The sequence below is a fragment of the Saprospiraceae bacterium genome (assembly GCA_016719615.1).
Lineage (GTDB): Bacteria > Bacteroidota > Bacteroidia > Chitinophagales > Saprospiraceae > Vicinibacter.
Genome location: JADJYQ010000006.1, coordinates 141,439 through 166,674, shown reverse-complemented (window position 1 = coordinate 166,674; position 25,236 = coordinate 141,439). Strand labels below are relative to the sequence as shown.

The 25,236-nt window shown below is 37.0% G+C and carries 27 protein-coding genes and 1 pseudogene; 16 read left to right on the top strand and 12 right to left on the bottom strand.

Going from position 1 to position 25,236, the window contains the following annotated elements; translation table 11 throughout:
* Nucleotides 1–207: 207 nt before the first annotated feature.
* Nucleotides 208–504, bottom strand: coding sequence for a transposase (locus tag IPM92_13370; protein ID MBK9109319.1), 297 nt, complete (start codon nucleotides 502–504; stop codon nucleotides 208–210).
* A 249-nt stretch (nucleotides 505–753) separates the two neighbouring features.
* On the opposite strand from IPM92_13370, the pseudogene IPM92_13365 reads away from it, so the two are divergent.
* From IPM92_13365 to wecB, 4 genes and pseudogenes are all read left to right on the top strand, one after another.
* Nucleotides 754–1,098, top strand: a pseudogene (locus IPM92_13365) (type II toxin-antitoxin system RelE/ParE family toxin).
* Nucleotides 1,082–1,384, top strand: a complete 303-nt coding sequence (locus IPM92_13360) for a helix-turn-helix transcriptional regulator (protein ID MBK9109318.1) — start codon at nucleotides 1,082–1,084, stop codon at nucleotides 1,382–1,384. Before IPM92_13365 ends, IPM92_13360 begins: the two are co-directional and overlap by 17 nt.
* A gap of 154 nt (nucleotides 1,385–1,538) precedes the next feature.
* Nucleotides 1,539–2,261 carry an acylneuraminate cytidylyltransferase family protein gene (locus IPM92_13355; protein MBK9109317.1) on the top strand — a complete coding sequence of 241 codons (723 nt, stop codon included), beginning with the start codon at nucleotides 1,539–1,541 and terminating at the stop codon, nucleotides 2,259–2,261.
* 48 nt (nucleotides 2,262–2,309) lie between these two features.
* Entirely contained in the window at nucleotides 2,310–3,410 is a 1,101-nt protein-coding gene (gene wecB / locus IPM92_13350) for a UDP-N-acetylglucosamine 2-epimerase (non-hydrolyzing) (GenBank protein ID MBK9109316.1), read from the top strand.
* A gap of 76 nt (nucleotides 3,411–3,486) precedes the next feature.
* Here wecB and IPM92_13345 read toward each other — a convergent pair whose 3' ends face one another.
* Together IPM92_13345 and IPM92_13340 are read right to left on the bottom strand one after the other, a co-directional pair.
* Entirely contained in the window at nucleotides 3,487–4,059 is a 573-nt protein-coding gene (locus IPM92_13345) for a dihydrofolate reductase family protein (protein ID MBK9109315.1), read from the bottom strand.
* A 998-nt stretch (nucleotides 4,060–5,057) separates the two neighbouring features.
* Entirely contained in the window at nucleotides 5,058–5,774 is a 717-nt protein-coding gene (locus IPM92_13340) for a DUF3667 domain-containing protein (protein ID MBK9109314.1), read from the bottom strand.
* 1,048 nt (nucleotides 5,775–6,822) lie between these two features.
* Here IPM92_13340 and IPM92_13335 point away from each other — a divergent pair.
* Genes IPM92_13335 through IPM92_13320 form a run of 4 tightly spaced genes read left to right on the top strand, consistent with a single transcriptional unit; the run spans nucleotide 6,823 to nucleotide 11,368 of the window.
* A complete protein-coding gene (locus tag IPM92_13335) occupies nucleotides 6,823–8,475 on the top strand; it encodes an alginate lyase family protein (GenBank protein ID MBK9109313.1) in 1,653 nt (550 codons plus the stop codon).
* The gene (locus tag IPM92_13330; protein MBK9109312.1) at nucleotides 8,472–9,650 is read left to right on the top strand and encodes a glycosyltransferase family 4 protein; all 1,179 of its coding nucleotides are present in this window, start codon (nucleotides 8,472–8,474) and stop codon (nucleotides 9,648–9,650) included. The genes IPM92_13335 and IPM92_13330 overlap by 4 nt, the downstream gene beginning before the upstream one ends.
* Nucleotide 9,651: 1 nt before the next feature.
* The gene (locus tag IPM92_13325) at nucleotides 9,652–10,785 is read left to right on the top strand and encodes a glycosyltransferase family 4 protein (GenBank protein ID MBK9109311.1); all 1,134 of its coding nucleotides are present in this window, start codon (nucleotides 9,652–9,654) and stop codon (nucleotides 10,783–10,785) included.
* A 16-nt stretch (nucleotides 10,786–10,801) separates the two neighbouring features.
* A complete protein-coding gene (locus tag IPM92_13320) occupies nucleotides 10,802–11,368 on the top strand; it encodes a class I SAM-dependent methyltransferase (protein ID MBK9109310.1) in 567 nt (188 codons plus the stop codon).
* Here the strand turns inward: IPM92_13320 and gmk are convergent.
* Both gmk and IPM92_13310 read right to left on the bottom strand, forming a co-directional pair.
* Complete coding sequence (gene gmk, locus IPM92_13315; protein ID MBK9109309.1) at nucleotides 11,361–11,924, bottom strand: guanylate kinase; 564 nt, start codon at nucleotides 11,922–11,924, stop codon at nucleotides 11,361–11,363. The genes IPM92_13320 and gmk overlap by 8 nt on opposite strands.
* Nucleotides 11,924–12,799, bottom strand: a complete 876-nt coding sequence (locus IPM92_13310) for a YicC family protein (GenBank protein ID MBK9109308.1) — start codon at nucleotides 12,797–12,799, stop codon at nucleotides 11,924–11,926. The genes gmk and IPM92_13310 overlap by 1 nt, the downstream gene beginning before the upstream one ends.
* Before the next feature lie 214 nt (nucleotides 12,800–13,013).
* On the opposite strand from IPM92_13310, the gene IPM92_13305 reads away from it, so the two are divergent.
* From IPM92_13305 to IPM92_13285, 5 genes are all read left to right on the top strand, one after another.
* On the top strand, nucleotides 13,014–13,340 hold the full coding sequence (locus IPM92_13305) for an integration host factor subunit beta (protein MBK9109307.1): 327 nt from the start codon (nucleotides 13,014–13,016) through the stop codon (nucleotides 13,338–13,340).
* Between the two features lie 9 nt (nucleotides 13,341–13,349).
* Nucleotides 13,350–14,120 carry a hypothetical protein gene (locus IPM92_13300; protein MBK9109306.1) on the top strand — a complete coding sequence of 257 codons (771 nt, stop codon included), beginning with the start codon at nucleotides 13,350–13,352 and terminating at the stop codon, nucleotides 14,118–14,120.
* A gap of 381 nt (nucleotides 14,121–14,501) precedes the next feature.
* Nucleotides 14,502–16,055 carry an Rne/Rng family ribonuclease gene (locus IPM92_13295; protein MBK9109305.1) on the top strand — a complete coding sequence of 518 codons (1,554 nt, stop codon included), beginning with the start codon at nucleotides 14,502–14,504 and terminating at the stop codon, nucleotides 16,053–16,055.
* A 66-nt stretch (nucleotides 16,056–16,121) separates the two neighbouring features.
* Entirely contained in the window at nucleotides 16,122–17,207 is a 1,086-nt protein-coding gene (locus tag IPM92_13290; GenBank protein ID MBK9109304.1) for a hypothetical protein, read from the top strand.
* A 64-nt stretch (nucleotides 17,208–17,271) separates the two neighbouring features.
* Nucleotides 17,272–17,493, top strand: coding sequence for a DUF2892 domain-containing protein (locus IPM92_13285; protein ID MBK9109303.1), 222 nt, complete (start codon nucleotides 17,272–17,274; stop codon nucleotides 17,491–17,493).
* 12 nt (nucleotides 17,494–17,505) lie between these two features.
* On the opposite strand, the gene IPM92_13280 is transcribed toward IPM92_13285, so the two are convergent.
* Nucleotides 17,506–17,991 (bottom strand): DUF1905 domain-containing protein, encoded by a 486-nt coding sequence (locus IPM92_13280; protein MBK9109302.1) that lies wholly within the window; start codon nucleotides 17,989–17,991, stop codon nucleotides 17,506–17,508.
* Complete coding sequence (locus tag IPM92_13275) at nucleotides 17,988–18,401, bottom strand: hypothetical protein (GenBank protein ID MBK9109301.1); 414 nt, start codon at nucleotides 18,399–18,401, stop codon at nucleotides 17,988–17,990. Before IPM92_13275 ends, IPM92_13280 begins: the two co-directional genes overlap by 4 nt.
* 176 nt (nucleotides 18,402–18,577) lie before the next feature.
* Here IPM92_13275 and IPM92_13270 point away from each other — a divergent pair, with 176 nt between their 5' ends.
* Both IPM92_13270 and tnpA read left to right on the top strand, forming a co-directional pair.
* Entirely contained in the window at nucleotides 18,578–18,916 is a 339-nt protein-coding gene (locus IPM92_13270) for a single-stranded DNA-binding protein (GenBank protein MBK9109300.1), read from the top strand.
* A gap of 190 nt (nucleotides 18,917–19,106) precedes the next feature.
* On the top strand, nucleotides 19,107–19,565 hold the full coding sequence (gene tnpA, locus IPM92_13265; protein MBK9109299.1) for an IS200/IS605 family transposase: 459 nt from the start codon (nucleotides 19,107–19,109) through the stop codon (nucleotides 19,563–19,565).
* Between the two features lie 563 nt (nucleotides 19,566–20,128).
* On the opposite strand, the gene IPM92_13260 is transcribed toward tnpA, so the two are convergent.
* The 4 genes from IPM92_13260 to IPM92_13245 form a co-directional block, all read right to left on the bottom strand.
* Nucleotides 20,129–20,593 (bottom strand): gliding motility lipoprotein GldH, encoded by a 465-nt coding sequence (locus tag IPM92_13260; GenBank protein ID MBK9109298.1) that lies wholly within the window; start codon nucleotides 20,591–20,593, stop codon nucleotides 20,129–20,131.
* Nucleotides 20,594–20,612: 19 nt separating this feature from the next.
* Complete coding sequence (gene dnaJ, locus IPM92_13255) at nucleotides 20,613–21,764, bottom strand: molecular chaperone DnaJ (GenBank protein ID MBK9109297.1); 1,152 nt, start codon at nucleotides 21,762–21,764, stop codon at nucleotides 20,613–20,615.
* 23 nt (nucleotides 21,765–21,787) lie between these two features.
* Nucleotides 21,788–22,354 (bottom strand): nucleotide exchange factor GrpE, encoded by a 567-nt coding sequence (locus IPM92_13250; protein MBK9109296.1) that lies wholly within the window; start codon nucleotides 22,352–22,354, stop codon nucleotides 21,788–21,790.
* A gap of 66 nt (nucleotides 22,355–22,420) precedes the next feature.
* The gene (locus IPM92_13245; GenBank protein MBK9109295.1) at nucleotides 22,421–22,945 is read right to left on the bottom strand and encodes a TlpA family protein disulfide reductase; all 525 of its coding nucleotides are present in this window, start codon (nucleotides 22,943–22,945) and stop codon (nucleotides 22,421–22,423) included.
* Nucleotides 22,946–23,106: 161 nt separating this feature from the next.
* On the opposite strand from IPM92_13245, the gene IPM92_13240 reads away from it, so the two are divergent.
* Entirely contained in the window at nucleotides 23,107–23,982 is an 876-nt protein-coding gene (locus IPM92_13240; GenBank protein MBK9109294.1) for a flavin reductase family protein, read from the top strand.
* 191 nt (nucleotides 23,983–24,173) lie between these two features.
* Here the strand turns inward: IPM92_13240 and IPM92_13235 are convergent, their stop codons facing one another.
* Nucleotides 24,174–25,235 carry a quinone-dependent dihydroorotate dehydrogenase gene (locus tag IPM92_13235; protein ID MBK9109293.1) on the bottom strand — a complete coding sequence of 354 codons (1,062 nt, stop codon included), beginning with the start codon at nucleotides 25,233–25,235 and terminating at the stop codon, nucleotides 24,174–24,176.
* Between the last annotated feature and the right edge of the window lies 1 nt (nucleotide 25,236).

The window sequence follows — 25,236 nt, the reverse complement described above, 5'->3', positions numbered from 1 at the left end:
CCGCGGGGGGGGGGGGGGGTTGAGGCCGGCGCGCTGGCGGGGGGGGGGGGATTAAGCCATCACTGTCCTTGTCCATTGAGTATTTATGCATTCCTCCTTCTCTTAAACAGTAATAAAACGCAGTATCAGTTGCTGGTGGACCGATCGGCTGTTGCTGAGGAAGTGAAACAGCTCATGACGGGCCTGAATTCGCATGGTTGCCTTTGGCTACAAAAATTGCTCCCCACTAAAATATTGATAATACATATTCTCTGCCCATTGTTCCACAACTGATTCGTCACTTATGTTTCGTAAATGTTTTAATATCAATAATGAAGTCATCAATCTTATTGGCTTTGCAGGCCTTCCCATTCCAGGAGAATACAATTTGGAAAACTCCTCTTCGAAGATTGACCATCTAATTTTATTTGATAAAATAACTAATGAATGATGCAAATCAATTTGATTCTCAATTCTGGTGCTAAATGGCAACACATGGAGATATCCAAGAATTTTACGCTTCATAGGCCACCAAATTGCGAAGATTTGGTCCGTTACGATAAAAGGATACCATTTGGCTTAGCAAAAGAGTAATCCAGCTATTTGTAATATTAATTGGTTAACCTCATTGATTAAAGTAAGTTGCCTAAAGTCAACATAATCCGAAATCAAGTTTTAATTAATTTTGGGTTAAGAGAAATTTAATTGCAAAAGTTTCTTTGACTTTATAATTGAGGTTGTACATTTGGACAACTTGTGTTATCTTTGCACAAGATGAGCAAAAGGAAGATTAGAGAGATTTTCTTATATAAAGATTACTTTTCTAACTTTTATAAAATTCAAAATCAAAAGGTCAAAGAAAAGATTATTTGGACTTTAAAATTAATCGAAGAAATTGAGTATGTTCCCGAAGACTATTTAAAGCACCTGGAAGGTACAAAGGGTCTTTATGAAATACGAATTAAACATGGAAGCAATAATTTTAGAATACTTTGATTCTTTGATAAAGGGAAATTAATTGTTCTAGCTAATGCCTTCCAAAAGAAATCTCAAAAAACCCCCAAGTCCGAAATTTTGAAAGCATATAAAATAAGAGAATTATATGAAAAAGAAAAATAATTTAAAATCCCTGGATCAATTTGTTGAAGAACAATTTGGAAAAGAGGGAACGTCAAAAAGAAATAAACTTGAAAGAGGATTTGAATCTTTTAAAATCGGTGTATTATTGCAACAAGCAAGAATAGAAAAAGGTCTTACACAAGAGGAATTAGCAGAAAGGTGTGGAACAAACAAAGGGTATATTTCCAAAGTTGAAAATGATGTTAAGGAAGTTAGGATTTCGACACTCCAAAAAATAGTTGAATTAGGATTAGGCGGGCAACTCAAACTTTCAATCAAACTCTAAACTACAGATTAAGTGAAGGAAGCGGCATATAATTTGAGTTGGATGCAAACAAAGCAATCTTCTGCTTTTGCAGGATATAAATTTGAAGATTGGATGCACGTTTTTTGTGATCAAAGACATATTGAAGTTTCTGTCTTATTCAAGTTATGAAATAATGACGGAAATATTAGCCATCATACCTGCACGATCGGGATCAAAACGCTTACCGGGTAAGAATTTGCGCTATTTGGGAGCAAAAACCCTGGTGCAATATGCTATGGATGCAGCACTGGAATCAAAAAGCTTAAGCAAAATTATTTTAAGTTCAGATGCAGATGTTATACTTGAATTAAGTTTGGCTTATGGACCCCAAATATGCGCCATCAAAAGGCCAGAGCAAATTTCACAAGATGATTCTCCGGCGATAGAATATGTAGAACATGCACTTCAGGAAATGACAATGTTAGGTCATTCATTTCCCGATTATGTGGTCATTATCCAACCGAGCAGTCCTTTTACAAAAGGCATAGATATCGATGCTTGTATTGAAGCCATGGAAAAATTGAATGCAGATTGTGCGGCCAGTGTCAGAGAAATTGAATTTGATTTACACCCATCAAAATTAAAATGTATTCAGGAAGGAAAATTAATTCCATATTTTGAAAATGAAGCGGACAAGATGGCCAGGCACTTGCTTCAAAAAGTATATGTACGCAATGGATCGGTATATGTGAGCCGAATGCAGCTCATTCAATCAGGATCCATATTAAATAACTCCTGTGCAGCTTATATCATGCCACCTGAACGTTCGTTAGACATCAACGATGCATTGGACTGGGAGTTTGCAGAATTTATGATGAACAAACAAACTATTAATAAACTGAATAATGATTTTTAAATCTGAAATAAATGAAAGAATTCAAACCAAAAATATGGTAGCCTGTTCATGAAAAAAATAATTCAGGTAGTCGGCGCGCGGCCCAATTTTATGAAAGTGGCTCCTATACATAGGGCTATTTTGGAAATACCTGATTGGGATTCCTGCATCGTGCATACTGGGCAGCATAGGGATGTCAACATGAGCGATATCTTTTTCAAACAATTGCAATTGAATGAGCCGAGACATTTTTTAGGTGTCAAATCCGGTAGCCATACACAAATGACGGCAGATATTATGTTGGCTTTTGAAGGCATACTGGATCTTGAAAAGCCGGACCTTGTCATTGTCGTTGGTGATGTAACCTCAACCCTGGCCTGTGCACTAACAAGTGTTAGGTGTGGAATACCGGTAGCACATGTAGAAGCCGGACTTCGGAGTTGGGATCGTAATATGCCGGAAGAGATCAACCGAATCCTTACCGATCAGTTGAGTGATGTTTTATTTACAACGGAAGGAAGTGGTGCCAAAAATCTTTTGCAGGAAAATATTCCTGAGCACAAAATACATTTTGTAGGAAACTGTATGATCGATTCTCTGATCCGTATCTTGCCATTTGCACAACATCAGGAACATTGCAGCCGATGGGGATTATTGCGTGGATCTTATGCATTGATGACCATGCACCGGCCCACCAACGTCGATACAGAAATAGGACTTCGTAAAATCATTCAAATTGTTGAATGCATCTTGAAGGAAATCCCGGTAGTTTTTCCGGTTCACCCCCGAACGCGAAACAGGCTGATGGAATTTGGACTGTGGACAAGTCTGGAGCAACAAAAAGGATTGTTTCTCACGGAACCTCTTGGTTATATAGAATTCATTTCTTTATTGAACGACAGTAGATTTATTCTAACGGATTCCGGCGGCATTCAGGAAGAATCTACTTTTCTAAAAATACCTTGTCTCACCTTTCGCAAAACGACCGAACGGCCGGTAACAGTAGAAGTAGGTAGCAACAGGATGATTTCAGATTTATCTATGGAATCAGTTCATCGAAGCGTACTGGGAATTTTAACAGGTCAGACCCTACCATCTGAAATTCCCGAACTCTGGGATGGTCATGCCGGGAAGAGGATTGTGGAAGTATTGTTGAGAGGGAAAATGTGAGTATCATTTGAAACTGAGTTTACTGATCTGACAATACTCTAAAATTTGTTGAAAGTCAGCCGTAAGCAATGAGTTGTTATGGCCTATCTACCAAGTAATTCAATTCGACGACACCGGAAGTAAAGGATTTGCTAGAGAGTAGTTTTAGTTTTATTTTGTCTTGAATGTCTACAAACAAGGGGATGCCCTGGCCGAGAATAATCGGATTTACAAAAAGCCAAAAGCCGTCAATTAAATTCAATTGGATCAGTGAATGAGTTGCAGTGGGGCTACCAAAAAGCAAAATGTCTTTACCTGGCTGTTGTTTTATTTCGTTAATTCTGTCTGGTAGATTGTCACTCAAAATTGTTGTATTGATCAAACCCGTATTTTCTATTGTTTTTGATAGAACAAGCTTTTGAACTTTACCATACCACTTAGAATGTTCAATTTCGTGTTGGCTCGCTGTCGGTTTGTCTCCAGCGGTAGGCCAGTAACTTTCCATCATTTGGTATGTGACCCGTCCATAAAGAGCAGTGTCACCTCCGCGAATCCGGAGACCAACATGATTAAAAATTTCTTCATCAACTTTAACCCAGTTAAGTTCGCCATTGGGTCCTGCTACAAAGCCGTCAAGCGAAATGTGCATGAAGGAAATTAGTTTTTTCATATGGGTCGCAATTAAATTATTGTCTTGAGATTGAAACGATTTTTAGGATAAACGGAAACGGCATGCCAATATACGTTGCACCGACAAATCAATTGTTGCCAAAGCTAAAATTTAATTTTGAATTAGAGAAAATAATTTCCCGATGCACCGGTAAAAAATAATTCACGTTTTTTGGATGAGAAATCTCTGTGCTCTGCTCGTGGCGAACCCCATTCTTCGATGACATTTTCAATTAATTTGGATTTTGTCAGGGATCCCAAATGGTCAAAATATGTATTAAATTATTTATTTTTTCGAAGATGATTAGATAATTATCAATGACTTTAATTCTTTTGCTTTAATCGACTGTTGATTTGCCTTTGTAGGAAACTTAAAAACTAGTCAAGGTATCAGGCGAAGCGGTTGTATATGAGGCTAATGTTGAAAGGTAATGAACACATTAAGTAAACGCCCCATGAAAGATTGACAATATTAGATTTGCCCATAATAATATAATGATGTTTGCCTTAAAGAGATTGCTGAACAACTTCGTTATTCGGGGATTGTTGTGCCAAAAGACATAGCGTTGAAAGCATCGTAACGGGTGGGCAGGAGTTTGGGTGGAGAGACATTTGGAAAGAGCAACATATTTAGCACAACCAACACTTTGAAACGATTGGAATAACGAGGGTATGAATCGATGATTGAATACTACTTGAAAACTTACTCCATGCCAACTACGAGGCACATGTACTCGGTGATCTGAGAGACGTATCCTGTTATTTTCTTTTGGCAGAAACAATTACTTGATTAGTGGTAGTTTTTATTTTTCAGCTCGTTTTTTATAGTCCTTTACGATAAAGTAAATTGATATTATAAATATGATGAGATAAAGAAAGTCTAAAGCTGGATCTTCAAATCTAAGATTTATAAAGTCAAAATGTTTAAATAATATCCAACCCAATATAAATGCTATAAATATAAAAAATAAGCTTATTCCTTTTTTATTTTCCATATTGTTAATGTTTTATTAGAAATTCAATGAATGATCCTAAAAGTAATGCAGTCAAGGAAAATGATATCATTCCTAAAATGTATGCAAAGAAGGCTTTTGCATAATTGATAATATTACTTTTTCCAAAAAAATGTCCAACTGCCCAGCTTGTGTAAATAAATCCAATAACACCCGCAATTTGCATGATCTTAATGTGTATCAAAGCTTGAATAATTCCGAAAACGGAATAAATTAACATTCCCATTCCCATCACAAAACAAAGTAGAATTAGGATTTCAAAGATGTTGAAATTGTGCTTTTTGAAAAATAGTCTTGTCCATAATGCAATAAAAACGCCCATAATAATATTTGCATAACCGTAGTGTTCTTGAACCCATTTAAAAATCTCTGTCGTTGCTGATTTTTTGTTGTCAAAGTATTTTACATAACCGTCTTCAAAATGAAAAAAGTAATTGCATAAAGAGTAGATCAATGAAGTTACGATAATAAAAATAATAGGTTTAACAAGTCGGCTTCTGTTTTCTGAAAGATAATTCCTTATGTTTTGGCCTGGATTTGTAAGTAGTTCTTTAATGGTATATAAAATTCCACGTTCAAAATGCAATACGTGTTCAATTTCGTGAATAATGTAAAGTCTGTCAATTCTTTTAAGCTTTGTCGGGTGTCCGCAATTTGGACAAAAATTTGAATCTAATTCGTTGTTACAGTTCTTACAGTTCATTTTATTTACAAAATATTTTGTCAATTTGTTTGTTTGCAGTCAGTTCGTCAAAATGACCGCTAATTTGCCAGTGTTGCTACCGATCCACTCCCCCAATTTCCTTGCAAAAGCCAAGTTAAATATTTTCTGCCAAACGTGAATGATAAATTTATCATTGGCATGGAGGTAATACATGGTTAGCTACCGTGCTCCGCTTTATGGAAACAGTTTGTAAATATCATTTTTAGGTGTAATTATGATAAAACTTATTTTGTTCTCATTAATCTTACAAAACCCAGTCTGTATTCTCCTATTTTACCCGAAAGTATGATTTGATCCCGTTAGTTTTGATATGTTCTTAAGCGCTCGTAATGAATTAGAAATTTCAATTGGTTAGATTATTTTCTCGACTTTTGAAGCAATTCTTTATCCTTTACTTTGCCAAGGTATTTCTCAAAAGACTTTTCATACTCAATGATCCTTGGCTTATCAATTTTTTAAAAATTGTACGTTTAGGAACAGTCTAATCTGTTTTACTTGAATCCATTTCATTAACACTCTGTTTTTTAGCAAGTTTTGAGTGAATTTTACTGTTTTGATGGGCTGTTCAAATCAATATTGTGCTCATAGCCAAATTTTAAGAAAGTAATGAATTTAATTTATTTATTAAATTGATTGGTATCAGGACTAACGCGGCTATAACCGATAAAACGCTTCTGAATTTATGAAGTGTTGGCAGGATATATGTTTCCTTAAATATGTAAAAAAATAAATCTCTGAAATACTTTGATGGTTTTAATTTTGCGAACGCCCATATTTTCCATTTTTAAAATAAAGATGCAAGCTGGCTTGCTTGTATAAATGCTTTATAAATTGGGAATTAAGGCAAGATGGAGACCTTGAGTTGATGAATACCCTATTGAATTCGAAGAGATAAATTCATGAGCTGCTTTAAACAAATTGTTGTTTTGAAAAATGAGTCGTAGTTTTCTTGACATAAGGGAATTAAATACCGAAGTAATATTGGATCTCATTACTAAAATTAAATTCTAATTTTGTTGTCTAAAGTATGCAGGACTTACGACTGCTGCTATTCATCATTAATGATAATAAACAGCATAAAAATTTTACACTGAGCACATTTTTGCTATACTTCAATACGCTACGGCGCCTGAAATGGTCGCAATTCCTGCATTTATTGTGGTATCGCTTGATCAAAAAACATTTTATTAAATTCAAAAATTACAACAAATACGATCAATTTTCCCTTCATCCTGAGTTCGTTAGCAGTTTGGTGTATCCGATGGAGGCAAAATACCGGGAAAATAGCGGATTTATCATTTTTCATCGGGCACAGCGTTTTGATGGATGTCCCGATTGGAGTTTTCAGGGATATGGCAAATTGTGGAATTACCACTTACAGTATCTCGAGGTTTTGATGGATGATTCTCTTGCTTCGGACTTGCGTATGCAGTGGTTGTTGAATCTTTCTCAACAACTGATTCAAGGATCATTGAAACAGGAACCCTATCCCGTATCCATGAGAATCATTTACAGCTTGCAATTTTTGTCTAAATACCCTGCATCTGATCCCATCATCAAAACTGCTATACAAACTCAAATAGCCTACTTAGAGGATAATTTGGAAACACATCTGTCGGGAAATCATTTAATGGAAAACTACCTCTCGTTAGTTTTCGCCCACATGGCATTAAGGCATCCTACCAAACTAAATTATTTTGTAAATAATCTGATAAAAGAACTGGATTCACAAATTCTGGATGATGGTGCTCACTATGAGTTATGTCTGAGTTATCATGCGGCTATTTTCTGCCGCCTTTCCGGAATCATTCAACTGCTACGTAATTCTGAATATGATGCTCAGCGTCTGATGATATTGGAAGGTTATGCCGGTAAGATGTATACCTGGATGAATAGTATAACTCTAGGATTCAACATTTTTCCCCTGATCAATGATTCTGTTGCCTGGCCTCTTGAAAATTGGATGGCGATTCGCAAGCTCGCTATGGAGATGGGTTTGGATCATAAAAATCTCCACCTATCAGATAGTGGTTACAGATGGCTGCATAATGAGCCTTATCAATTGTTGATGCGCACTGCTCCTTTTTTGGTGCAGCATCAGCCTGGGCACCAACATGCAGATTATTTGAACATCTGTTTATACTTGGGTACAGAGCCCATACTGATTGATCCGGGTATTTCTACTTATGAGGGTAATGAAGAGCGCTTAAAGCAAAGAGGAACTTCAAATCACAATCTGATAGTTGAAAATTTGGAAGATAATCAATCGGAAATATGGTCAGCTTTTAGAATGGGGAGAAGGGCAAAGGTGAAATGCATCGAAAGCGGGCCTGAAAAATTATATTCAAAAGTCAGATGGTATCAGGGACATGTTCACCATCGAAGGATTGAAAAAGTAATTGATGGCTTGCAAATATGGGATACATTTGAAAGTACAAAGCTTAAAGATCAAAAAGGAATTGCGATCTTTCATTTTGATGGGGCAGTAGGCGAAATCAAGGTCGATAGTGCAAGTATTCATTTGGTAGAAAAAGCGATCACTTTCCATTTTTTTGGTGCAGAATCCATTACCAAACAAACGTATCTTCAAAATTTTGGTTTTAATGATTCGAGAAAGGCAGAACGCATAATGGTGTATTTTTGCGGACAGCTCCAAACCAAAATTAGCCGGAAGCCTTGAAAAAAATTGTTTATTTAACCTATCACTATCCGCCGGATCTAAGCGCAGGTTCTTTCAGGAATCATGCACTTTCACTTGCATTGTCGGATATGGTTGATGGCCATGCTGAAATTCATTTGTTTTGTACACAACCAAACAGATATTCAAACTTCAAGGAAACAGCTTTGGAATTCGAGCAAAAGGACAATTTGCACATTTACAGGCTCCATGTATCTCAACACGGCAACCGCTTCTGGGGTCAGATTCGATCCTTTTACGAATTCGAGAGACAGGTAAAAGTGCTGGTAAAAAAAATCAATCCTGATTTCATTTTTGCTTCTTCATCAAAATTATTTACTGCATATCTGGCTTATAAACTTTCTCAAAGAGGACAAATAAAGTATTATATTGATTTAAGAGATTTATTTGCTGAGAACTTAAAAGAATTTATAAGGATACCATTATTAAATGAGTTGCTAAGCTTTACTGTACGCCATTTTTTTGAAAAACCCTGTTTGATGAATGCATCGCATATTAACATCAATTCTGGTGGTTTTCAAAGCAATATTCCCAAAGGATTTAAAGGTAGCACCAGTTTTTATCCAAATGGAATTGACGATGCATTTTTAAATTGGAAAAAAGATTCCGTAAATACGGAGGGAAAAAAACTGATTTGTTATGCAGGTAATATTGGAGAAGCACAGGGATTGCATCACATAGTGCCGGCACTTGCAAAAAAACTTGAGGGACGTTTCACGTTTTTATTGATTGGCGATGGTTCTGCTAAAAATAAATTACAAACAGCTTTAGACGAGTTTCAAGTGAGCAATGTAGAATGGCATCTCCCTGTCAATAGAGATGCATTACTTCATTATTATCTGAAATCAGATTATTTGTTTTTACACCTGAATGATTTTAAATCATTGGAAAAAGTACTGCCCTCTAAACTTTTTGAATATGCATCCGGTAATCTGCCGATTTTGGCAGGAGTAAAGGGATATGCGAAAGAATTTATTGAAAAAGAAATAAAAAGTAATTATTTTATTTTTAATCCCGGAGATGTGGATGCCGTTGTAAACTATCTGGAAAACGATAAATATCAATTGTTGTCGAGACCTGATTTTATAGAGAAGTATAAGCGCAACCATATCACTTTGGATATGGCTACATCAATACTTCAAAGTATGCGAAATTGACATGAGAAGATGTAAAATAGCTATCGTAGCGAACTCTTGCTGGAATATTTATAATTTCAGAATGGAATTGATCCTGCATCTAGCAGAAATGGGCCATTACGTGTTTGTTTACGCACCGGAAGATCATTATACTTCGAAATTGAAATTTCCTGAAGTGATTCATTTTCAGAAGTTACAGCTGTTAGAGGCGAAAGGACTAAATCCATTTCGTGATATTTTATGTTTAATCGAATTGTATAGAATTTTTAAAAATTTAGAACCGGATATCGTATTGAATTATACCATCAAACCTAATATTTATGGTAGTCTGGCTGCAGGATGGCTTGGTATTAAGGCCGTTTCAAATCTTACCGGTCTGGGATTTACAGCCGGCAAACCAAACTTGTTGCGCAATGTGATCTTGCAATGTTATAAATGGGCTTTAAGCAAGAACACAGAGATCGTGTTTCATAATGAAGAAGATTTATGGTGGTTTCGAAATCGAAAATTAATTGGGCAAAACCGGGGTAAGGTCATTTCTGGAAGTGGGGTAAATGCAGAACATTTTAAATGTGAAAGGCAGAGAAAAGTTTCAACTCCATTTGTTTTCATTTTTGTGGGAAGAACTCGAAAGGAAAAAGGGATCATAGAATTTTTATCTGCAGCGGAAATATTGGCACAGGATCATCCTGAAATTCAATTTTGGATTGTTGGTGCCCATGACCATAATTCAATGGATATCAATACGCATTCTATTTTAAATGGCTATAAAAATAAAGGGGCATTTTACTTTTTTGGATTTGAACAAGATGTACGAAAAAGATTGTCTGAGGCAAATGTATTTGTTTTACCATCATATCGGGAAGGTAGATCGAAAGCGATGTTGGAGGCTATGGCAATGGAATTACCTGTGATTACGACATCAGTGGCCGGATGCAAACAAACGATCGTACAGGATGTGCATGGATTTATTGTTCCACCCAAAGATGCATTAGCTTTGTCGATAGCTATGAAAAGGATCATGACTTTGTCCGATGAAGAATTGTCGGCTATGGGAAAGAGATGCCGACAATGTGTTTTGGATGAATTTGAATCGAAACACATTTTTGCAGCTTATGATGAAATCATCGAAAATGCGATGAAGAAATCTAATTAAACACGGAGGAACATCTATGAGTATTTTTTTTAAAAAAATTCAAAGAAATAGATCGTATTATAAAAACAGGATTGAAGAGATACTGAAGGAATTTCCGATTGCTCATGAAAGGGTTTTGGATCTGGGTTGTGGCGAAATGTTGCTTCGCGAATTTTTAATAGATCAAAGTTGTCATTACACAGGTGTAGATCAGCTTCCTTTTGAAAACAAGGAAAATTTTGTTTGCAGTGACATCCTGGACTTTGAATTAAAACAGGGGCAATTCGATATTATATTTTTATTAGGAGTTATCGATCATATGCCAATCCGGGAGAAAGAAATAGTTATGGAACGCATACAAGAAAATTTTACAAAAGCGCTGGTGATCAGCCAGTTTAATCCCAGTAACTTTGTGTTTCGATTTTTATTTCCGGATAAAAAAGAAGTAGATTTGGAGCAGTGGTTCAAGGAACACCATATCCTAAAAATAGCCTTATTTAAATTTCCATTTTTTCAAAGAGTCTTCAGGCTCAGCCCAGAATTATCTTTTACGAAATTCATTGCAACGGAGTATATATATTTGATCAGGAAGGAGACTAAATAAAATCTGAGACAATTTGTTTTAATAGCTGCTGCGCTAATTCTAATTTATCATTGGTAATTACATAATCGAAATGCCTGGCATAATCCAACTCGGAATTAGCTTTTTGTAATCTTTTTTCAATGGATTCTATAGAATCGGTACCTCTGGAAACCAATCTATTTTTAAGAACTTCAATACTGGATGCTTTTACGAAAATACTGAGGGTCTCATAGTTGTTATAACTTTCGATATTATAGGCTCCTTTGACATCAATATCGAGTAATGGAATTTTACTTAAACTCCAGATTCTGCTCATTTCACTCTTCAGTGTACCGTAATAAAGATCTGTATATACTTCCTGGTATTCAAAAAATGCATGATTACTAACGTTCGTTAGGAACTGATCCTTGTCCATAAAGTAATAATCTTTCCCATTAGTTTCGCCGGCTCTGGCAGGGCGAGTCGTTGCGGATACAGAAAACAATAGCTGATCAAATGTTTGTAACAGAAATCTGGCCAGGGTTGTTTTTCCGGACCCGGATGGAGCCGTGAGAATGATGATTTTACCGCTTTCCATTAAAGAATATTCGACATTTGTTCCTTTATTTTTTCAAGCTCATCTTTCATATTGACCACCAATTTTTGAATAGGTGAATACTGAGCTTTGGATCCGAGTGTATTGATTTCGCGACCGATCTCCTGACTTATGAAATTGAGTTTTCTGGATTTAATAATACCATTAATATTTAATTCTTCCAAAAAGTATACGCAGTGTTGTTTGAGTCGAACTTTTTCCTCGGTGATATCAAGTCTTTCGAGATAATAAATAATTTCCTGTTCAAAACGATTGCGGTCGATAGCTTCAGAATCAAGATTGGATTCAATGGTTTTTTTGAGTTTTTCTTTCAAGATCGATAGGCGATCTGTATCAAGTGCTTCTACTTTTTGTAAATGGTCTAGAATGAATTGTGTGCGAAGGGCCATATCATTGCCTATCATGGTCCCTTCAATAGATCTGAAATCGTTTAATTTTTCGATAGCCTCCAATAATAAGTCAACTGTATATTTATACTGTTGGGCCGAAATCAAGGTTTCCTGAGCCGAGATGACATTTGGAAACTTGAGAATGGCGTTAAGGATATCGGAGTGACTCAGGTCAATAGATGTCGAAAGTTGTTGAATCTGATTGTAAAAATTCATAAACAATGGTTTATTGAGCGTAAACTCTTCGCTCATACCATTGGAATCGATGGAAATATTGAGATCTAATTTTCCCCGGATCACTTTATCATTCAGAATTTTACGGATATCGAGTTCGTGCTGGCGGTAACTATTGGGTAATTTTAAGCGGAAGTCACTGACTTTTGAGTTGATACAACGGAGTTCAATAACGATTTCTCTACCCTCAAAATGTCCTTTTGCGTTTCCGAACCCGGTCATCGATAATAACATATTCTTCTTTTTTGAGCCGCTAAGGTAGGATTATTTCGTTAGTAATTCATGGCTCAAAGCCCCGTAAACCTTAGCTATCTTGTTGATATAGAAAAAGTTATAATATATAATTTAAAATAAAAAAAGCTATAAAAGTTTTGAGAACCAAATTAAATTGCGAAATTTGCCACGCTCTTTTAGGGCGGTTATTCATAACTATCTAAATATCAAGCAAATGAGAAAAGCTGATCTGGTAGCATTGATTTCAGAAAAATCCGGGGTACCCAAGGTTGATGTCTTGGTGTCTTTGGAAATGTTTTTCAAGGAAGTCAAACAATCCTTAGCTCACGGTGAAAACGTATATATTAGGGGATTTGGATCTTTTGTAGTCAAGAAAAGGGCTAAAAAAATTGGTCGCCATATTAAGAAAAACGTAGCTATTGAGATTCCGGAGCACTTTATCCCGTCATTCAAACCGGCTAAAATCTTTGTGGATCATGTGAAATCGGGTAAAGAACCGGAGCATACCGAGGAGGATGATGACGAGGGAGACGATTTATAATTCTTTTAAATGAATCCTATAAAATTAGGAATCATTTTTCTAGGGCTACTTTTACTAACTTATTTTGGTTTGAGTACGATAACCCCGGAAATAAGGAAATCCTCTGGACAACGTATGAAAGGTCTTGAGGCAACAGGAGTTGAAAATCTGATCCAGGAAAAAATAAAGCAGCTAAATGAAGTTCAGAAAGCTGAACTTAATATACTGAATACAAAAATTTCTGCTGCAGCTTCAGATGCCGACAAGCTGGAACTTTTAAAAAAAATATCCGGATTTTGGTTTGGCTTAGAGGCTTATAGTATTTCCGGAAGTTACGCGCAAAAAGTTGCAGAAATCGAAAAGACAGCGGAAAGCTGGAAAATAGCGGGAACAACTTTTTTATATGGTTTGGAAAGCGAAACCGATGAAAAGCAGAAATTGTTTTGTCAGCAAATGGCGGTGAGTAGTTTTGAACAAGCTTTATCCTTTCAACCGGATCAGGCCGATTTTGAAATGTACAGAGCCCTTGCGTATGTAAAACTGCCGGGAAGTGAACCGATGAAAGGCATTCGAATGTTGCTGGATTTGGAGAAAAAGTATCCGCAATATGTTCCTTTGCAAATTCAGTTGGCGGAATTAGGGATGCAAACCGGTCAGTTTGACAAAGCAGAAGCGCGAATCAGAAAAGTATTGGATGCCGAATCTGAACATGAAAGAGCAAATTGTTTAATGGTTGCACTTTTAGAGCAGACACAAAGAAAACAAGAGATTGAAAAATATATAATTCACTGTAAACAATAATTTATGCCTTGCGGTAAAAAAAGAAAAAGACATAAAATCGCTACGCACAAGCGGAAAAAGCGATTGAGAAAGAACAGGCACAAGAAGAAGAACAGGTAGATTCATTATTCTGCGTAATGTTTGCGATTTCCACAGATGGAAAACACTTCTTCTAAAACTCATGACTGCGCTGTTTGGCTGTTGGCCTGACAGAGTAGTAGCTTTTATGGATTTTTAGAATATTCCCAATCCGAGAACCATTGACAGCAAATATCTTGATGGCCTTTTCCCAGGAACCATTCATGATTAATTAAGGTGTTTCAAGTTTGCTATTGAAAATCCATATCAGTATGCTCTATGCTGTGATGTTCGCCAACATTCCGCATCATTTATAAATGGTGCATGGAAAAAGAACTTATTATCTCTGCACAACAAGGTTCTGTAGAGATTGCTTTGCTTGAAGATAAAATGCTCGTTGAGCTACACAAGCAAAAGTCAAACACACAATACAATGTCGGTGATATATTTCTCGGACAGGTAAAAAAACTTATGCCCGGACTCAACGCGGCATTTGTGGATATTGGTCACCGCAAGGAATCTTTTCTACATTATACCGATATGGGTCCGCTATTCAATTCAAATTTGAAGTATACCCAGGAATCTGTAGAAGGAAAATATACCGCAGGATTATTAGATCAATTTGTTTTGCAATCTGAGATTCCCAAAAATGGGAAAGTTGCTCAAATTCTCGATAAAAGGGACAATTTACTGGTCCAGATTCTGAAAGAACCCATTTCGACTAAAGGACATCGTTTAACTTGTGAAATCACGATTCCCGGCAGATTTTTGGTGCTTACCCCATTTAATAATACGATTGCGATATCCAAGAAAATTGCAAATTCCGACGAACGAAATCGATTATTTCATCTGGTAGAATCCATCAGGCCAAAAAATTTTGGCATTGTAGTTCGTACCGCAGCTGAAGGAAAAAAGGTTGCTGAAATGCACGAAGAGATCAATAATCTGTGCGAACGCTGGAAAGCAATGCATGCTCAAATGTTTAAGGCAAAAGCTCCGGTAAAGCTCATGAGCGAACTGGACAAGACATCGAGTATTATTCGCGATTTATTGAACAGTAGTTTTTCAAAAATTATAGTTAACGATCGGGATATTTACGAAGGCATTAAAATATATCTCGAGAATAATCTTCCCGAAAAATCAAACATCGTTCAATTTTACAAAGGCACTAAACCCATTTTTGAAACTTATGGCATCAGACGCCAGATTAAAGCAGCCTTTGGCAATACGGCAACATTAAGCAGCGGAGCCTACATCATCATTGAACATACCGAAGCCATGCATGTGATCGATGTCAACAGTGGGCCTAAATCACAGCGTCAGGACCAGGAAAATGCAGCCATACAAGTCAATCGAGAAGCTGCCCAGGAAATTGCGCGGCAGTTGAGATTGAGAGATATCGGTGGATTGATCATTATCGATTTTATCGATATGAAAAATTCAGAAAACAAAGTAGAATTGTATAATGCCATGCGTGAATATATGCAATACGACAGGGCGCAACATACCATTCTACCACTGAGTAAATTTGGATTGATGCAGATCACCCGCCAACGTGAGAGACAAGAGTTGAAAATTGATACTTCTGAAATTTGTCCGTCGTGTGCAGGAACCGGAAAAGCGAATGCTTCGATTTTTTTAATAGATCAAATTGAAAAAGATTTGGATTTTATCCAAACCACCAGACCCACCAAACATCTCAATCTTGAAGTGCATCCCTTTATTGCCGCATTTTTAAAAAGGGGTCTCTACAATTATTCTTTCAAATGGTTTTTCAAATATATGAAATGGATCAGCGTAAGGGAAAATCCAGATTTACCAATGATCGAATTCAGGTTTTTTGACGGGCCAGAAGAAGAGATTCGCCTCAAAGGTTAAGAAAATTTAAAATACCAACTATTTTCAGCAAGCTATATTTACAACCGCCAAAATATATTCAAAGAAATGGAAGGGTTGCCAAAAGTCTTGATTTGTCCACAACATTGGGGTCTCGGTCACGTAACCAGGACCATTCCTGTGGTCAAATATTTTCTGAAGAGGGGATACCCCGTTGTATTAGCTTCTTCCGGCGCTGGCAACGATTTACTTCGCCTTGAATTTCCAGATCTGAAAATATTTACTTTACCGGATTACGGTATAACCTATCCTTTTAAAAATATGTACTTGAATATGGGTTTGCACCTGATTCAAATGCATATTGCCATTATCAAAGAATTTTTTGCTGTTCGTAAAATCTGCCGGGAGGAACAAATTGGACTCATCGTTTCCGATGCAAGATTAGGTGCTGCACAAATTGGTATTCCTTCAGCTATTATAACCCACCATTTTCATTTTAACCTACACAACCGTTTTTTTGAATGGGTAAGCGATGTTTGGATGAAATTTTTTTATTTGCGATTTCGCCAAATTTGGATTCCAGATATAGCCGGTGATAAAAATTTGAGCGGTGATCTGTCTCACCTTTTTAAATCTTCCAAACATTATTTTATCGGCATACTTTCCAGATTTAAAGCTATGGATCTGCCTACTAAATATCAGTATGCATTTATTTTGTCAGGCCCGGAACCACAACGGACCTATTTCGAAAATACAATTTTAGAGCAATTGCCGGATATGCTGCCAACCAATTGTGTTTTGGTTCGAGGTACCAGAACAGGGGATGACTTATTTCAAAAATTTCCAAACTTAATAGACCAGATTGAAATTTGCGACTTTTTATCAGGCGAAGCACTCAATGTTTTGATGTGTAGTTCTGAACAAATTATCTGCAGATCGGGTTATTCGAGTTTATTGGATTTATGTATACTAGGAAAGTCTGCATTTTTAATACCAACTCCCGGCCAACCTGAACAAGAGTATTTAGCAGCTGAATTGCAAAGAAAAAAATTATTTCATACCAAAACACAGGAAACTATACAACTCAAGGAAGATCTGAACAGGGCAAAGGATTATCATGGTTATTACGGCATCGATTTGGGAAAACCATTGGATGATATTTTAGATGAACGACTGCAGTCAATGATTAAATGAAGAATTGTAACATTAGTTGCAATTTTGCATTGTTTCATATATTATATTTGACAAAAATCGGAATATGAAAAAGAACATGGGAAATGTGGATCGCCTCATCAGAACCGGGATTGCGATCTTAATTGTCGCTTTGTACATGACCAATCAAATCAGTGGGCTCGCAGCAAGCGTCGCATTAATTTTAGGAGCGGTTTTTTTACTGACATCTTATTTAAAGTTTTGTCCACTCTATTTACCTTTCGGAATATCAACGCTTAAAGAAGAAGATAAAAATGACGAAAACTAGTTGATTTTAAATTCAGAAACCATCTTTATCTTTTTTTCTTTCTCTCAACATTTCTGCAAAGGATTGTTTTTTGATCATTGCGATGAAACAGGATTCAATTCTTGAATAGCGAGTTTCTGTGGTTTTTGCGCTTTCAATCCATTTTGAAAAATAATTCTGATGGGATTTGCTCAGTGAATTAAAATGTATTAAGGCTTTGGATTCAGATTCAAGAGCTTCCAGTAGCTCAGCGTTTAACATATAAAGAGAAGCATCAACTGTTAATTTGACGATCAGCAATTCGCCAGTTGTTTTGCGTAAGTTTTTTCGCAAATCAGCATTCAAGGGAAGAATAAAAGAGCCTCCACCCATAGGCAACAAACTCAATCCTGATACCTCAAGTGTATCTAAAGAGCCTTTTACCCGATAGGATGTTTTTACCCCCGGATTTATTTTTTGAGCAATTTCAGGAGCGATTTCGATATAGGTCCATGCCGATTTTTCTCCTTTTTCTCTCAAATTTCTGAATGTGTGTTTGAAATTTTATCATACCATTTTATAAGAGCCCTGGATTTTACCGGACTATAGATCCGGATGGTATTTGGGTCTTTTAATAAATATCCAAAATCGTAATACATTTTGAGTTCAGTTCCATTTTTTAACATATAAATATGCGTGTGGTAATCCGGCAGAAAGCCTAATTTTTTGAGGGCTTCAAGAGATATCACAGGGGTGCATTTGGAATGATAAAAATGGAAGAGAACATTTCGATTGTGTTTGAGTTGCTTGTTGATAAAACGGATGAGTGAAGACTGATTGCGATGTTGGTTGTGGTAATGTTGACTTCGGCAATGGTCATCACAAAATTTTTTGTCGGATCTACCCATGAGGGTGGCTCCACAAAGAAGGCAAGTTCTTAGCGTGTTCATAGTAGTGTATTAGCTAGTAAAGATAAAATATTTGAAAAAAAGGCCCCTATTTTTTTATAAATTTTATCCGTTTATAAACGTTTATTCCTTTTTTAAATTCAAAACACAAAAGATCTTGCAGCGTTTTCGATCTGATCAGATTCAATTTTATTATTAACACTTACAATTTAACATGTATGAATCACCTTAGAAACAGTGTGCGCCTGATCGGGAATCTTGGCGCCAATCCTGAAATCAAACAGTTTGAAAAAGGCAACAAAATGGCCCGCTTTTCAATTGCAACCAATGAGGTCTACAATGACAAAGAGGGCAAAAAAGTCACTGACACGCAGTGGCATAATGTAGTAGCCTGGGGAAAATCTGCTGACCTCGTCGAGGAATTTTTAACGAAAGGAAGTGAAGTCGCCATAGAAGGCAAACTGACTTCCCGAAATTATGATTCCAAAGAAGGCGACAAAAAGTACATCACAGAAATCGTTTTAAACGAAATGCTGATGTTGGGTAAGAAATCCTAAGTCAGCAACCAAAATGCCGGACATTGGCCAGTGTCCGGCATTTATTATTTTAATTATAAGGATGGCGTAAATTCATTAGTATTAAAATTTTAAAGTCGTGAAAATTCTGTATTTTTTAATTTGGAATTCTGTTTTTAAATGCAGTTAAAAATTATCCAGCATCGATTAGCTGATATTATAATTTTTTGAAATGGCAGGAACTTATTCACAAATATTTATTCAATATGTATTTGTTGTAAAATATAGAGCAAACCTATTGCAAAAGCCCTGGAGATTAGAGGTCTTTAAGTATATGTCGGGTATCATTAAGGCTAAAGGCCAAAAGGCAATTATTGTCAATGGTGTGAGCGATCATGTGCATGTTTTTGTAGGGCTAAAGCCGTCTATGCGTATTTCAGATTTAGCCAGAGATATCAAAAACAATACAACTCTATTTATTAATGAGCAGCAATTCTCTCCGTATAAATTTTCCTGGCAAGAGGGCTATGGTGCTTTTTCTTATGCTAACTCAGAAGTGAAGAGGGTATTTAGATATATTGAAAATCAAGAGGCCCACCATCGTAAAGAGTCGTTTAAAATTGAGTATGTCGGATTGCTGAAGAAGTTTGAAATTGAGCATGAGGAGCAGTATTTATTTGATTGGTTGTAGAGTTATGTCAGCGGTAGTGTCGTGTTTTCGTTAGAGTTATTTCACCCCTTCGGGGTTTTTTGGATTGGGGGATGATTTGTGTAGTGTCGTGTTTTCGTTAGAGTTATTTCACCCCTTCGGGGTTTTTTGGATTGGGGGATGATTTGTGTAGTGTCGTGTTTTCGTTAGAGTTATTTCACCCCTTCGGGTTTTTTGGATTGGGGGATGATTTGTGTAGTGTCGTGTTTTCGTTGGAGTTATTTCACCCCTTCGGGGTTTTTTGGATTGGGGGATGATTTGGGTAGTGTTGTGTTTTCGTTAGAGTTATTTCACCCCTTCGGGGTTTTTTGGATTGGGGGATGATTTGGGTAGTGTTGTGTTTTCGTTAGAGTTATTTCACCTTCGGGGTTTTTGGATTGGGGGGATGATTTGGGTAGGAATTGTGTTGCTGCTTGGTGTCAGGTTAGTGTAAGTCATGTCTGTTTTCTGTCATGTTAGCGTTATGTTACCCCTTCGGGGTTATTTAGTTTGCGGGATGATTTGGGTAGGGTTTGGTTTCTTAGTGCTGGAAATTAATTTTCGTATTATACTTTCGACTTGAGGATTTTTAGTTGAACTGCATGGATACCCGGGCTTTCGGGCTCTCGTCCGTTCTGGCTGAGTTGGAGTTGGTAGGTCCCCGATTTTTGAAATTTTATTCTGGATTGCAACAAAATGGGTGTTTTGCATGTCGATGAGACGCAATTTCCATATGGGCGACCGGTATCATCAAATAACTCAAGGCTCAATATTTGTTCCTTTGTTGTAGAATCTGGAAATTTTGTTTTGGCTTTTATGTATTGGTTCTGAAAACGAAAATCTGCATCGTGGTCGATCTCAAGTTCTATGTCGAATAAAAGCGTGGTGTCCTTGATATCCCAATTGAAAACTAACACTTGTTCGGTTTTCCAGGAATGATGATCCAGTTTATATTTTTGTTGGAAGATAGTTTCTGAAGTACAGGCTTGTAACAATAATACACATAAGGCGGAAAAGAAATAGCGATTCATTTAATAAAATTTAAAACGATCAGCTAAAATACTCTTTCATCCGTTCAAAAAAGCTTTTATCTGCTTTGGTTGGATTGGGCTGGAAGTTTGGCATACTTCTCAACTTTTCCATAAGTGTTTTTTCTTCTGAGGTCAATGAAGTTGGAGTCCAGATATTAACATGAATCAGCTGATCGCCCTTACCATATGATTGAACGGAGGGTAAACCCATTTCTTTTAATCTAAAAATTTTACCAGCCTGTGTCCCGTTGGGGATTTTAATCTTGGCAGCACCTTGTAAAGTGGGTACTTCTACCTGACAACCTAATGCTGCATCAGCAAAATTTAAGTACAGGTCAAAGTATATATTATTTCCTTCACGACTAAATTGCTCATGGGGCTTTTGTTCGATACTTATCAACAGGTCTCCTGATGGACCTCCCTGACTACCCGCGTTTCCTTTTCCGCGCAATGATAGTTGCATACCATCTTCTACACCAGCTGGTATTTGAATCTCAATGGTTTCTTCTCCTACCTCGTGTCCGGTACCGCGACAACCGGAACAAGTTGCAGCAATCGTTTGGCCAGTTCCATTACAATTGGGACAGCTTGTCGTGGTTTGCATTTGTCCCAAAAATGTATTTTTAATTTGGCGCACATATCCTTGTCCGTTACAGGTGCTACAAGTTTTTATGGATTTGCTATCCTTGGCACCACTACCATGGCAGGTTTTACAGGTGAGTTGTTTTTTTACTTTAATTTTTTTAGTAATTCCGCTTGCGATTTCTTCAAGAGTCAAACTCACTTTGATGCGTAAATTACTGCCTCGATTTCCGGTATGAGATCTTCCGCCACCTCTTCCGAAAAACGACTCGAAAGGTGAACCTGAATCGCCGAAAACATCCCCAAAATGACTGAATATATCATCCATCGACATTCCGGAAGCACCTCCGTATCCTGCATTCGGATCTACACCGGCATGCCCATATCTGTCGTATCTGGCTTTTTTGTCAGCATCACTTAACACTTCATAAGCCTCTGCGGCTTCCTTAAATTTATCTTCAGCTGCTTTGTCTCCGGGATTACGGTCCGGATGAAATTGCATCGCCACCTTGCGATATGCTTTTTTGATAGCATCCGCATCAGATGATTTAGCAACTCCTAATATTTCGTAATAATCTCTTTTCGGCATTTGATATTTATAAACTTATGAGATCACTGCTTTCCAACAATGACTTTTGCAAATCGAATTACTTTTTTATTGAGTAAATACGCTTTTTCAATGGTATCAACAATTTTTCCATTCATAGATTCATCCTGGACTGGAATTTCAGTGATGGCTTCATGAAATTCTGGATCAAATTTCAATCCTTGAGAATCCATATCTTCCAGGCCTTTTGTTTGGAGAATACCCAAAAGCTTGTGATGCAACAATTTCATTCCCTCAGGATAAATAGATTCGTTTTGTTGTTCAGTCGATAATTTTTTGGCACGGTCAAAATCATCCAGCACCACCAAAAGATCCTGGATCAATTCCTGACTTGCATTTCGGATGAGTTCAATTTTTTCCTTGAGGCTTCGTTTTTTGTAATTGTCAAATTCAGCATAAAGCCTAATGTATTTTTCCTTTTGTTCTGTCAATTCCTCAATAAGATTTTTATCTGAGCTTTGAGATTCCGGAACTCCGTTCAACCCCTCAGCCTCTGGTATTTGAGTCTCCTCAATCTTAGTTTCTTGCTGAGTCAACAAATCCTCGATGGGTAGATTTTTTTCTTCTGTCATAATCATTAATTAGCACGAATTTGCAAAGGTCAATAATGTTGCCAATTCAAAAAACAGGTCAATTTGTCAGTCTTTTTTGAGTTGGTAAGCCAAAAAAGCATCTAATTCTGCAATTGTGGGATCAGAAAGAATAATTCTCAAATCGGGACCAATGAGGAATTTAGCAGGAATGGACTTTATAGAATAGGCAATTGCCGTAGGACTTTCCAATAATTTATCTTCAATAATGTGGTGTGGCCAGTTGAGATTATCTTTCAAAATAGCTTTTTCAGCGTCGTCTTTATCTTTTTCGAGGGCAATGCTGAGAAATTCAATTCCACTGGCCACTTTAAACTGACTGGTTTTATATTTTTCATACATCATCACTAAAATAGGATTCTCTTTTCTGCAAGGTCCGCACCAGGATCCCCAAAATTCTAATAATAGGTATTTGCCTCTGAATTGTTCCAGTTTTATGATTTGTTTGTCGCGGCCAATTGCCTGGATATCCGGAGCCTGCTGGCCTAAAACCATCATAGTCTTAAAGAAAAAATAATAAATCAAATAACCGATAAAAACGCTTACAGAAGTGGCAATAAGTAGCTTTTTCATAATTAGTTTCAAATTGTATTTTGTATTATCATGCGAAAGGTAGGCAAGCTATTTGAATTCCACACAATTGTGCTAAAACTTAGCAAAGCGAATTAAAGAACAAAACCGGGCTTGAAGGGTTTATATGTTCAAGTCATTATTTGCGATCCTATATTTATATCATGAAAAAAATAATAACACCGGGAACAATACCCACAAGTGAATTACATCAATATTTACTGGGTGCTGTGGCCCCAAGACCCATAGCATTTGTCAGTACGATAGACGAAAACGGGGTAAACAATCTAGCACCCTATAGTTTTTTCAATGCATTCAGCTCAAATCCACCCATATTGGTATTTTCATCCAACAGAAGAGTGGAAAGCAATACGACTAAAGATACCTTGCACAATATTCAAAAATCAAAAGAATGTGTGGTAAATGTTGTGAATTATGAAATCGTAAGGCAAATGATGGTATGCTCTGTTGATTTTCCTGAGGGAACTTCCGAATTTGAACAATCGGGACTTACGCCGGCGACAGCGGATCTCGTCCGACCTGCGCTGGTCGCAGAATCGCCCATCAATATGGAATGTCGGGTTACGGAGATCATTACTTTAGGAGATCATGGCGGCGCCGGACATTTGATTTTGTGCGAAGTTGTGCGCATGCATATTTCCGAAAACGTTTTGGACGACCAGCATAAAATAGATCCACATAAACTCGATCTCATGGGGCGCATGGGTCGCGCTTATTATGTGCGGGCCAGTGGAGATGCTTTGATTTCATTGCCACAATCTCAACATTTACCGGTGGTCGGTTATCCAAATCTTCCAAAACACGTCAAAGAAAGTCACGATCTGTCGGCAAATTTTATTGGTGCTTTGGCTGGAATGAAACAATTTCCAGATCGCCAACAGGCTCTCAAATTTTTAGAAGAAAACGCGGATCTCTATTCATACATCAATCAACCTATAGAAGTACTTCACAAAAAAGCAATGGAGTTATACCAACAAAAGGAATTGGAGAAAGCTGCGAATGTTCTCGCAAGTGTTTAGGAATTTTGAAGTTTTTTAATTCCAGTCTTTAGTCTTAAATTCGTTCGCAAATTGCAGCTTAAGGTTTTGGAGCGGTTTTAAATAGATCTGCATACCTTCTCTCTTCAATCTGAAGATGGTTTTTGTGAATTGATACAAAGAAAGGATGAAAAATTAAAAGTAAATTTTATTTAATACTAACAATTGTTAGTTTAATCATTTTTAGCTTTTTTACCTTTTACCGTTCCCGCCACCAACTCCTCTTTAATCTTGCGTACCATCCAAGGACCCTTAAAGATGAGCCCTGAATATATTTGAATCCAGTTAGCCCCGGCCTGAAGTCTTTCTCTGGCATCGGTACCGCTTGAAATACCACCCACGCCTATAAATTTGAGTTTGGCATCTGCATGTTGTTTCAAATATTCCAGTTTGGATTCTGCCAGTTCCCGGATTATTTTACCACTTAGTCCGCCTGCTTCCCGAATATATTTTTTTTCTTTGAGGATATCAGGTCTTGTAATCGTAGTATTACTTACAATGATACCGGAAAAATTATTTTTCTGAACCACTTCAAGAATATCATTCAAAGCATTGTTTTCCAAATCGGGTGCAATTTTTAAAAAAAGAGGTTTGGATTCTAATTGTTTTAAATTTTCGGATTGGATTGCAGATAATAATTGATCGAGGGGTTCTTTTTCTTGCAGTTGGCGCAATCCGGGAGTATTAGGAGAGCTCACATTGATCGTAAAATAATCAACGAAGGGGAAGAGTGTGCGAAAGCAGATCAAATAATCTTCTGTAGCTTTTTCGGCAGGAGTATCTTTATTTTTTCCAATATTACCACCGATGATAAATCTTTCTGGTTTATGAAAATCTTTCAGTCGGCTTGCAAGATGCACAACGCCAAGGTTGTTGAAACCCATGCGATTGATAATGGATTCATCTTTTTTTAAACGGAATAACCGGGGTTTCGGATTGCCTGGTTGTGATAGAGGGGTGACCGTGCCTACTTCAATGTGTCCAAATCCCAATAGCGGCAATAAGTCTAACCACCTTCCATCTTTATCGAAACCGGCCGCAAGTCCAATAGGATTTTTACATTTCATTCCGCAGAGCTCAGCATGCAAATTCGGATGCTCAAAAGTAAATGAACGAATCAACAATGGTCCAACCACCGGAATTTTTATCGACCATGACATTACATTCATTGCTAAGTAATGCGCACGCTCAGCGTCAAAAAAAAAGAAAATGTATTTTAGGATTGGCCACCACATA

Bases quoted from the DNA above. Each gene is read 5' to 3' on its own strand.
- IPM92_13370 (MBK9109319.1), bottom strand. From the start codon at position 504: ATGAAGCGTAAAATTCTTGGATATCTCCATGTGTTGCCATTTAGCACC.
- IPM92_13360 (MBK9109318.1), top strand. From the start codon at position 1,082: ATGAAAAAGAAAAATAATTTAAAATCCCTGGATCAATTTGTTGAAGAA.
- IPM92_13355 (MBK9109317.1), top strand. From the start codon at position 1,539: ATGACGGAAATATTAGCCATCATACCTGCACGATCGGGATCAAAACGC.
- wecB (MBK9109316.1), top strand. From the start codon at position 2,310: ATGAAAAAAATAATTCAGGTAGTCGGCGCGCGGCCCAATTTTATGAAA.
- IPM92_13345 (MBK9109315.1), bottom strand. From the start codon at position 4,059: ATGAAAAAACTAATTTCCTTCATGCACATTTCGCTTGACGGCTTTGTA.
- IPM92_13340 (MBK9109314.1), bottom strand. From the start codon at position 5,774: ATGAACTGTAAGAACTGTAACAACGAATTAGATTCAAATTTTTGTCCA.
- IPM92_13335 (MBK9109313.1), top strand. From the start codon at position 6,823: ATGCAGGACTTACGACTGCTGCTATTCATCATTAATGATAATAAACAG.
- IPM92_13325 (MBK9109311.1), top strand. From the start codon at position 9,652: ATGAGAAGATGTAAAATAGCTATCGTAGCGAACTCTTGCTGGAATATT.
- IPM92_13320 (MBK9109310.1), top strand. From the start codon at position 10,802: ATGAGTATTTTTTTTAAAAAAATTCAAAGAAATAGATCGTATTATAAA.
- gmk (MBK9109309.1), bottom strand. From the start codon at position 11,924: ATGGAAAGCGGTAAAATCATCATTCTCACGGCTCCATCCGGGTCCGGA.
- IPM92_13310 (MBK9109308.1), bottom strand. From the start codon at position 12,799: ATGTTATTATCGATGACCGGGTTCGGAAACGCAAAAGGACATTTTGAG.
- IPM92_13305 (MBK9109307.1), top strand. From the start codon at position 13,014: ATGAGAAAAGCTGATCTGGTAGCATTGATTTCAGAAAAATCCGGGGTA.
- IPM92_13300 (MBK9109306.1), top strand. From the start codon at position 13,350: ATGAATCCTATAAAATTAGGAATCATTTTTCTAGGGCTACTTTTACTA.
- IPM92_13295 (MBK9109305.1), top strand. From the start codon at position 14,502: ATGGAAAAAGAACTTATTATCTCTGCACAACAAGGTTCTGTAGAGATT.
- IPM92_13290 (MBK9109304.1), top strand. From the start codon at position 16,122: ATGGAAGGGTTGCCAAAAGTCTTGATTTGTCCACAACATTGGGGTCTC.
- IPM92_13285 (MBK9109303.1), top strand. From the start codon at position 17,272: ATGAAAAAGAACATGGGAAATGTGGATCGCCTCATCAGAACCGGGATT.
- IPM92_13275 (MBK9109301.1), bottom strand. From the start codon at position 18,401: ATGAACACGCTAAGAACTTGCCTTCTTTGTGGAGCCACCCTCATGGGT.
- IPM92_13270 (MBK9109300.1), top strand. From the start codon at position 18,578: ATGAATCACCTTAGAAACAGTGTGCGCCTGATCGGGAATCTTGGCGCC.
- tnpA (MBK9109299.1), top strand. From the start codon at position 19,107: ATGGCAGGAACTTATTCACAAATATTTATTCAATATGTATTTGTTGTA.
- IPM92_13260 (MBK9109298.1), bottom strand. From the start codon at position 20,593: ATGAATCGCTATTTCTTTTCCGCCTTATGTGTATTATTGTTACAAGCC.
- dnaJ (MBK9109297.1), bottom strand. From the start codon at position 21,764: ATGCCGAAAAGAGATTATTACGAAATATTAGGAGTTGCTAAATCATCT.
- IPM92_13250 (MBK9109296.1), bottom strand. From the start codon at position 22,354: ATGACAGAAGAAAAAAATCTACCCATCGAGGATTTGTTGACTCAGCAA.
- IPM92_13245 (MBK9109295.1), bottom strand. From the start codon at position 22,945: ATGAAAAAGCTACTTATTGCCACTTCTGTAAGCGTTTTTATCGGTTAT.
- IPM92_13240 (MBK9109294.1), top strand. From the start codon at position 23,107: ATGAAAAAAATAATAACACCGGGAACAATACCCACAAGTGAATTACAT.
- IPM92_13235 (MBK9109293.1), bottom strand. From the start codon at position 25,235: ATGTGGTGGCCAATCCTAAAATACATTTTCTTTTTTTTTGACGCTGAG.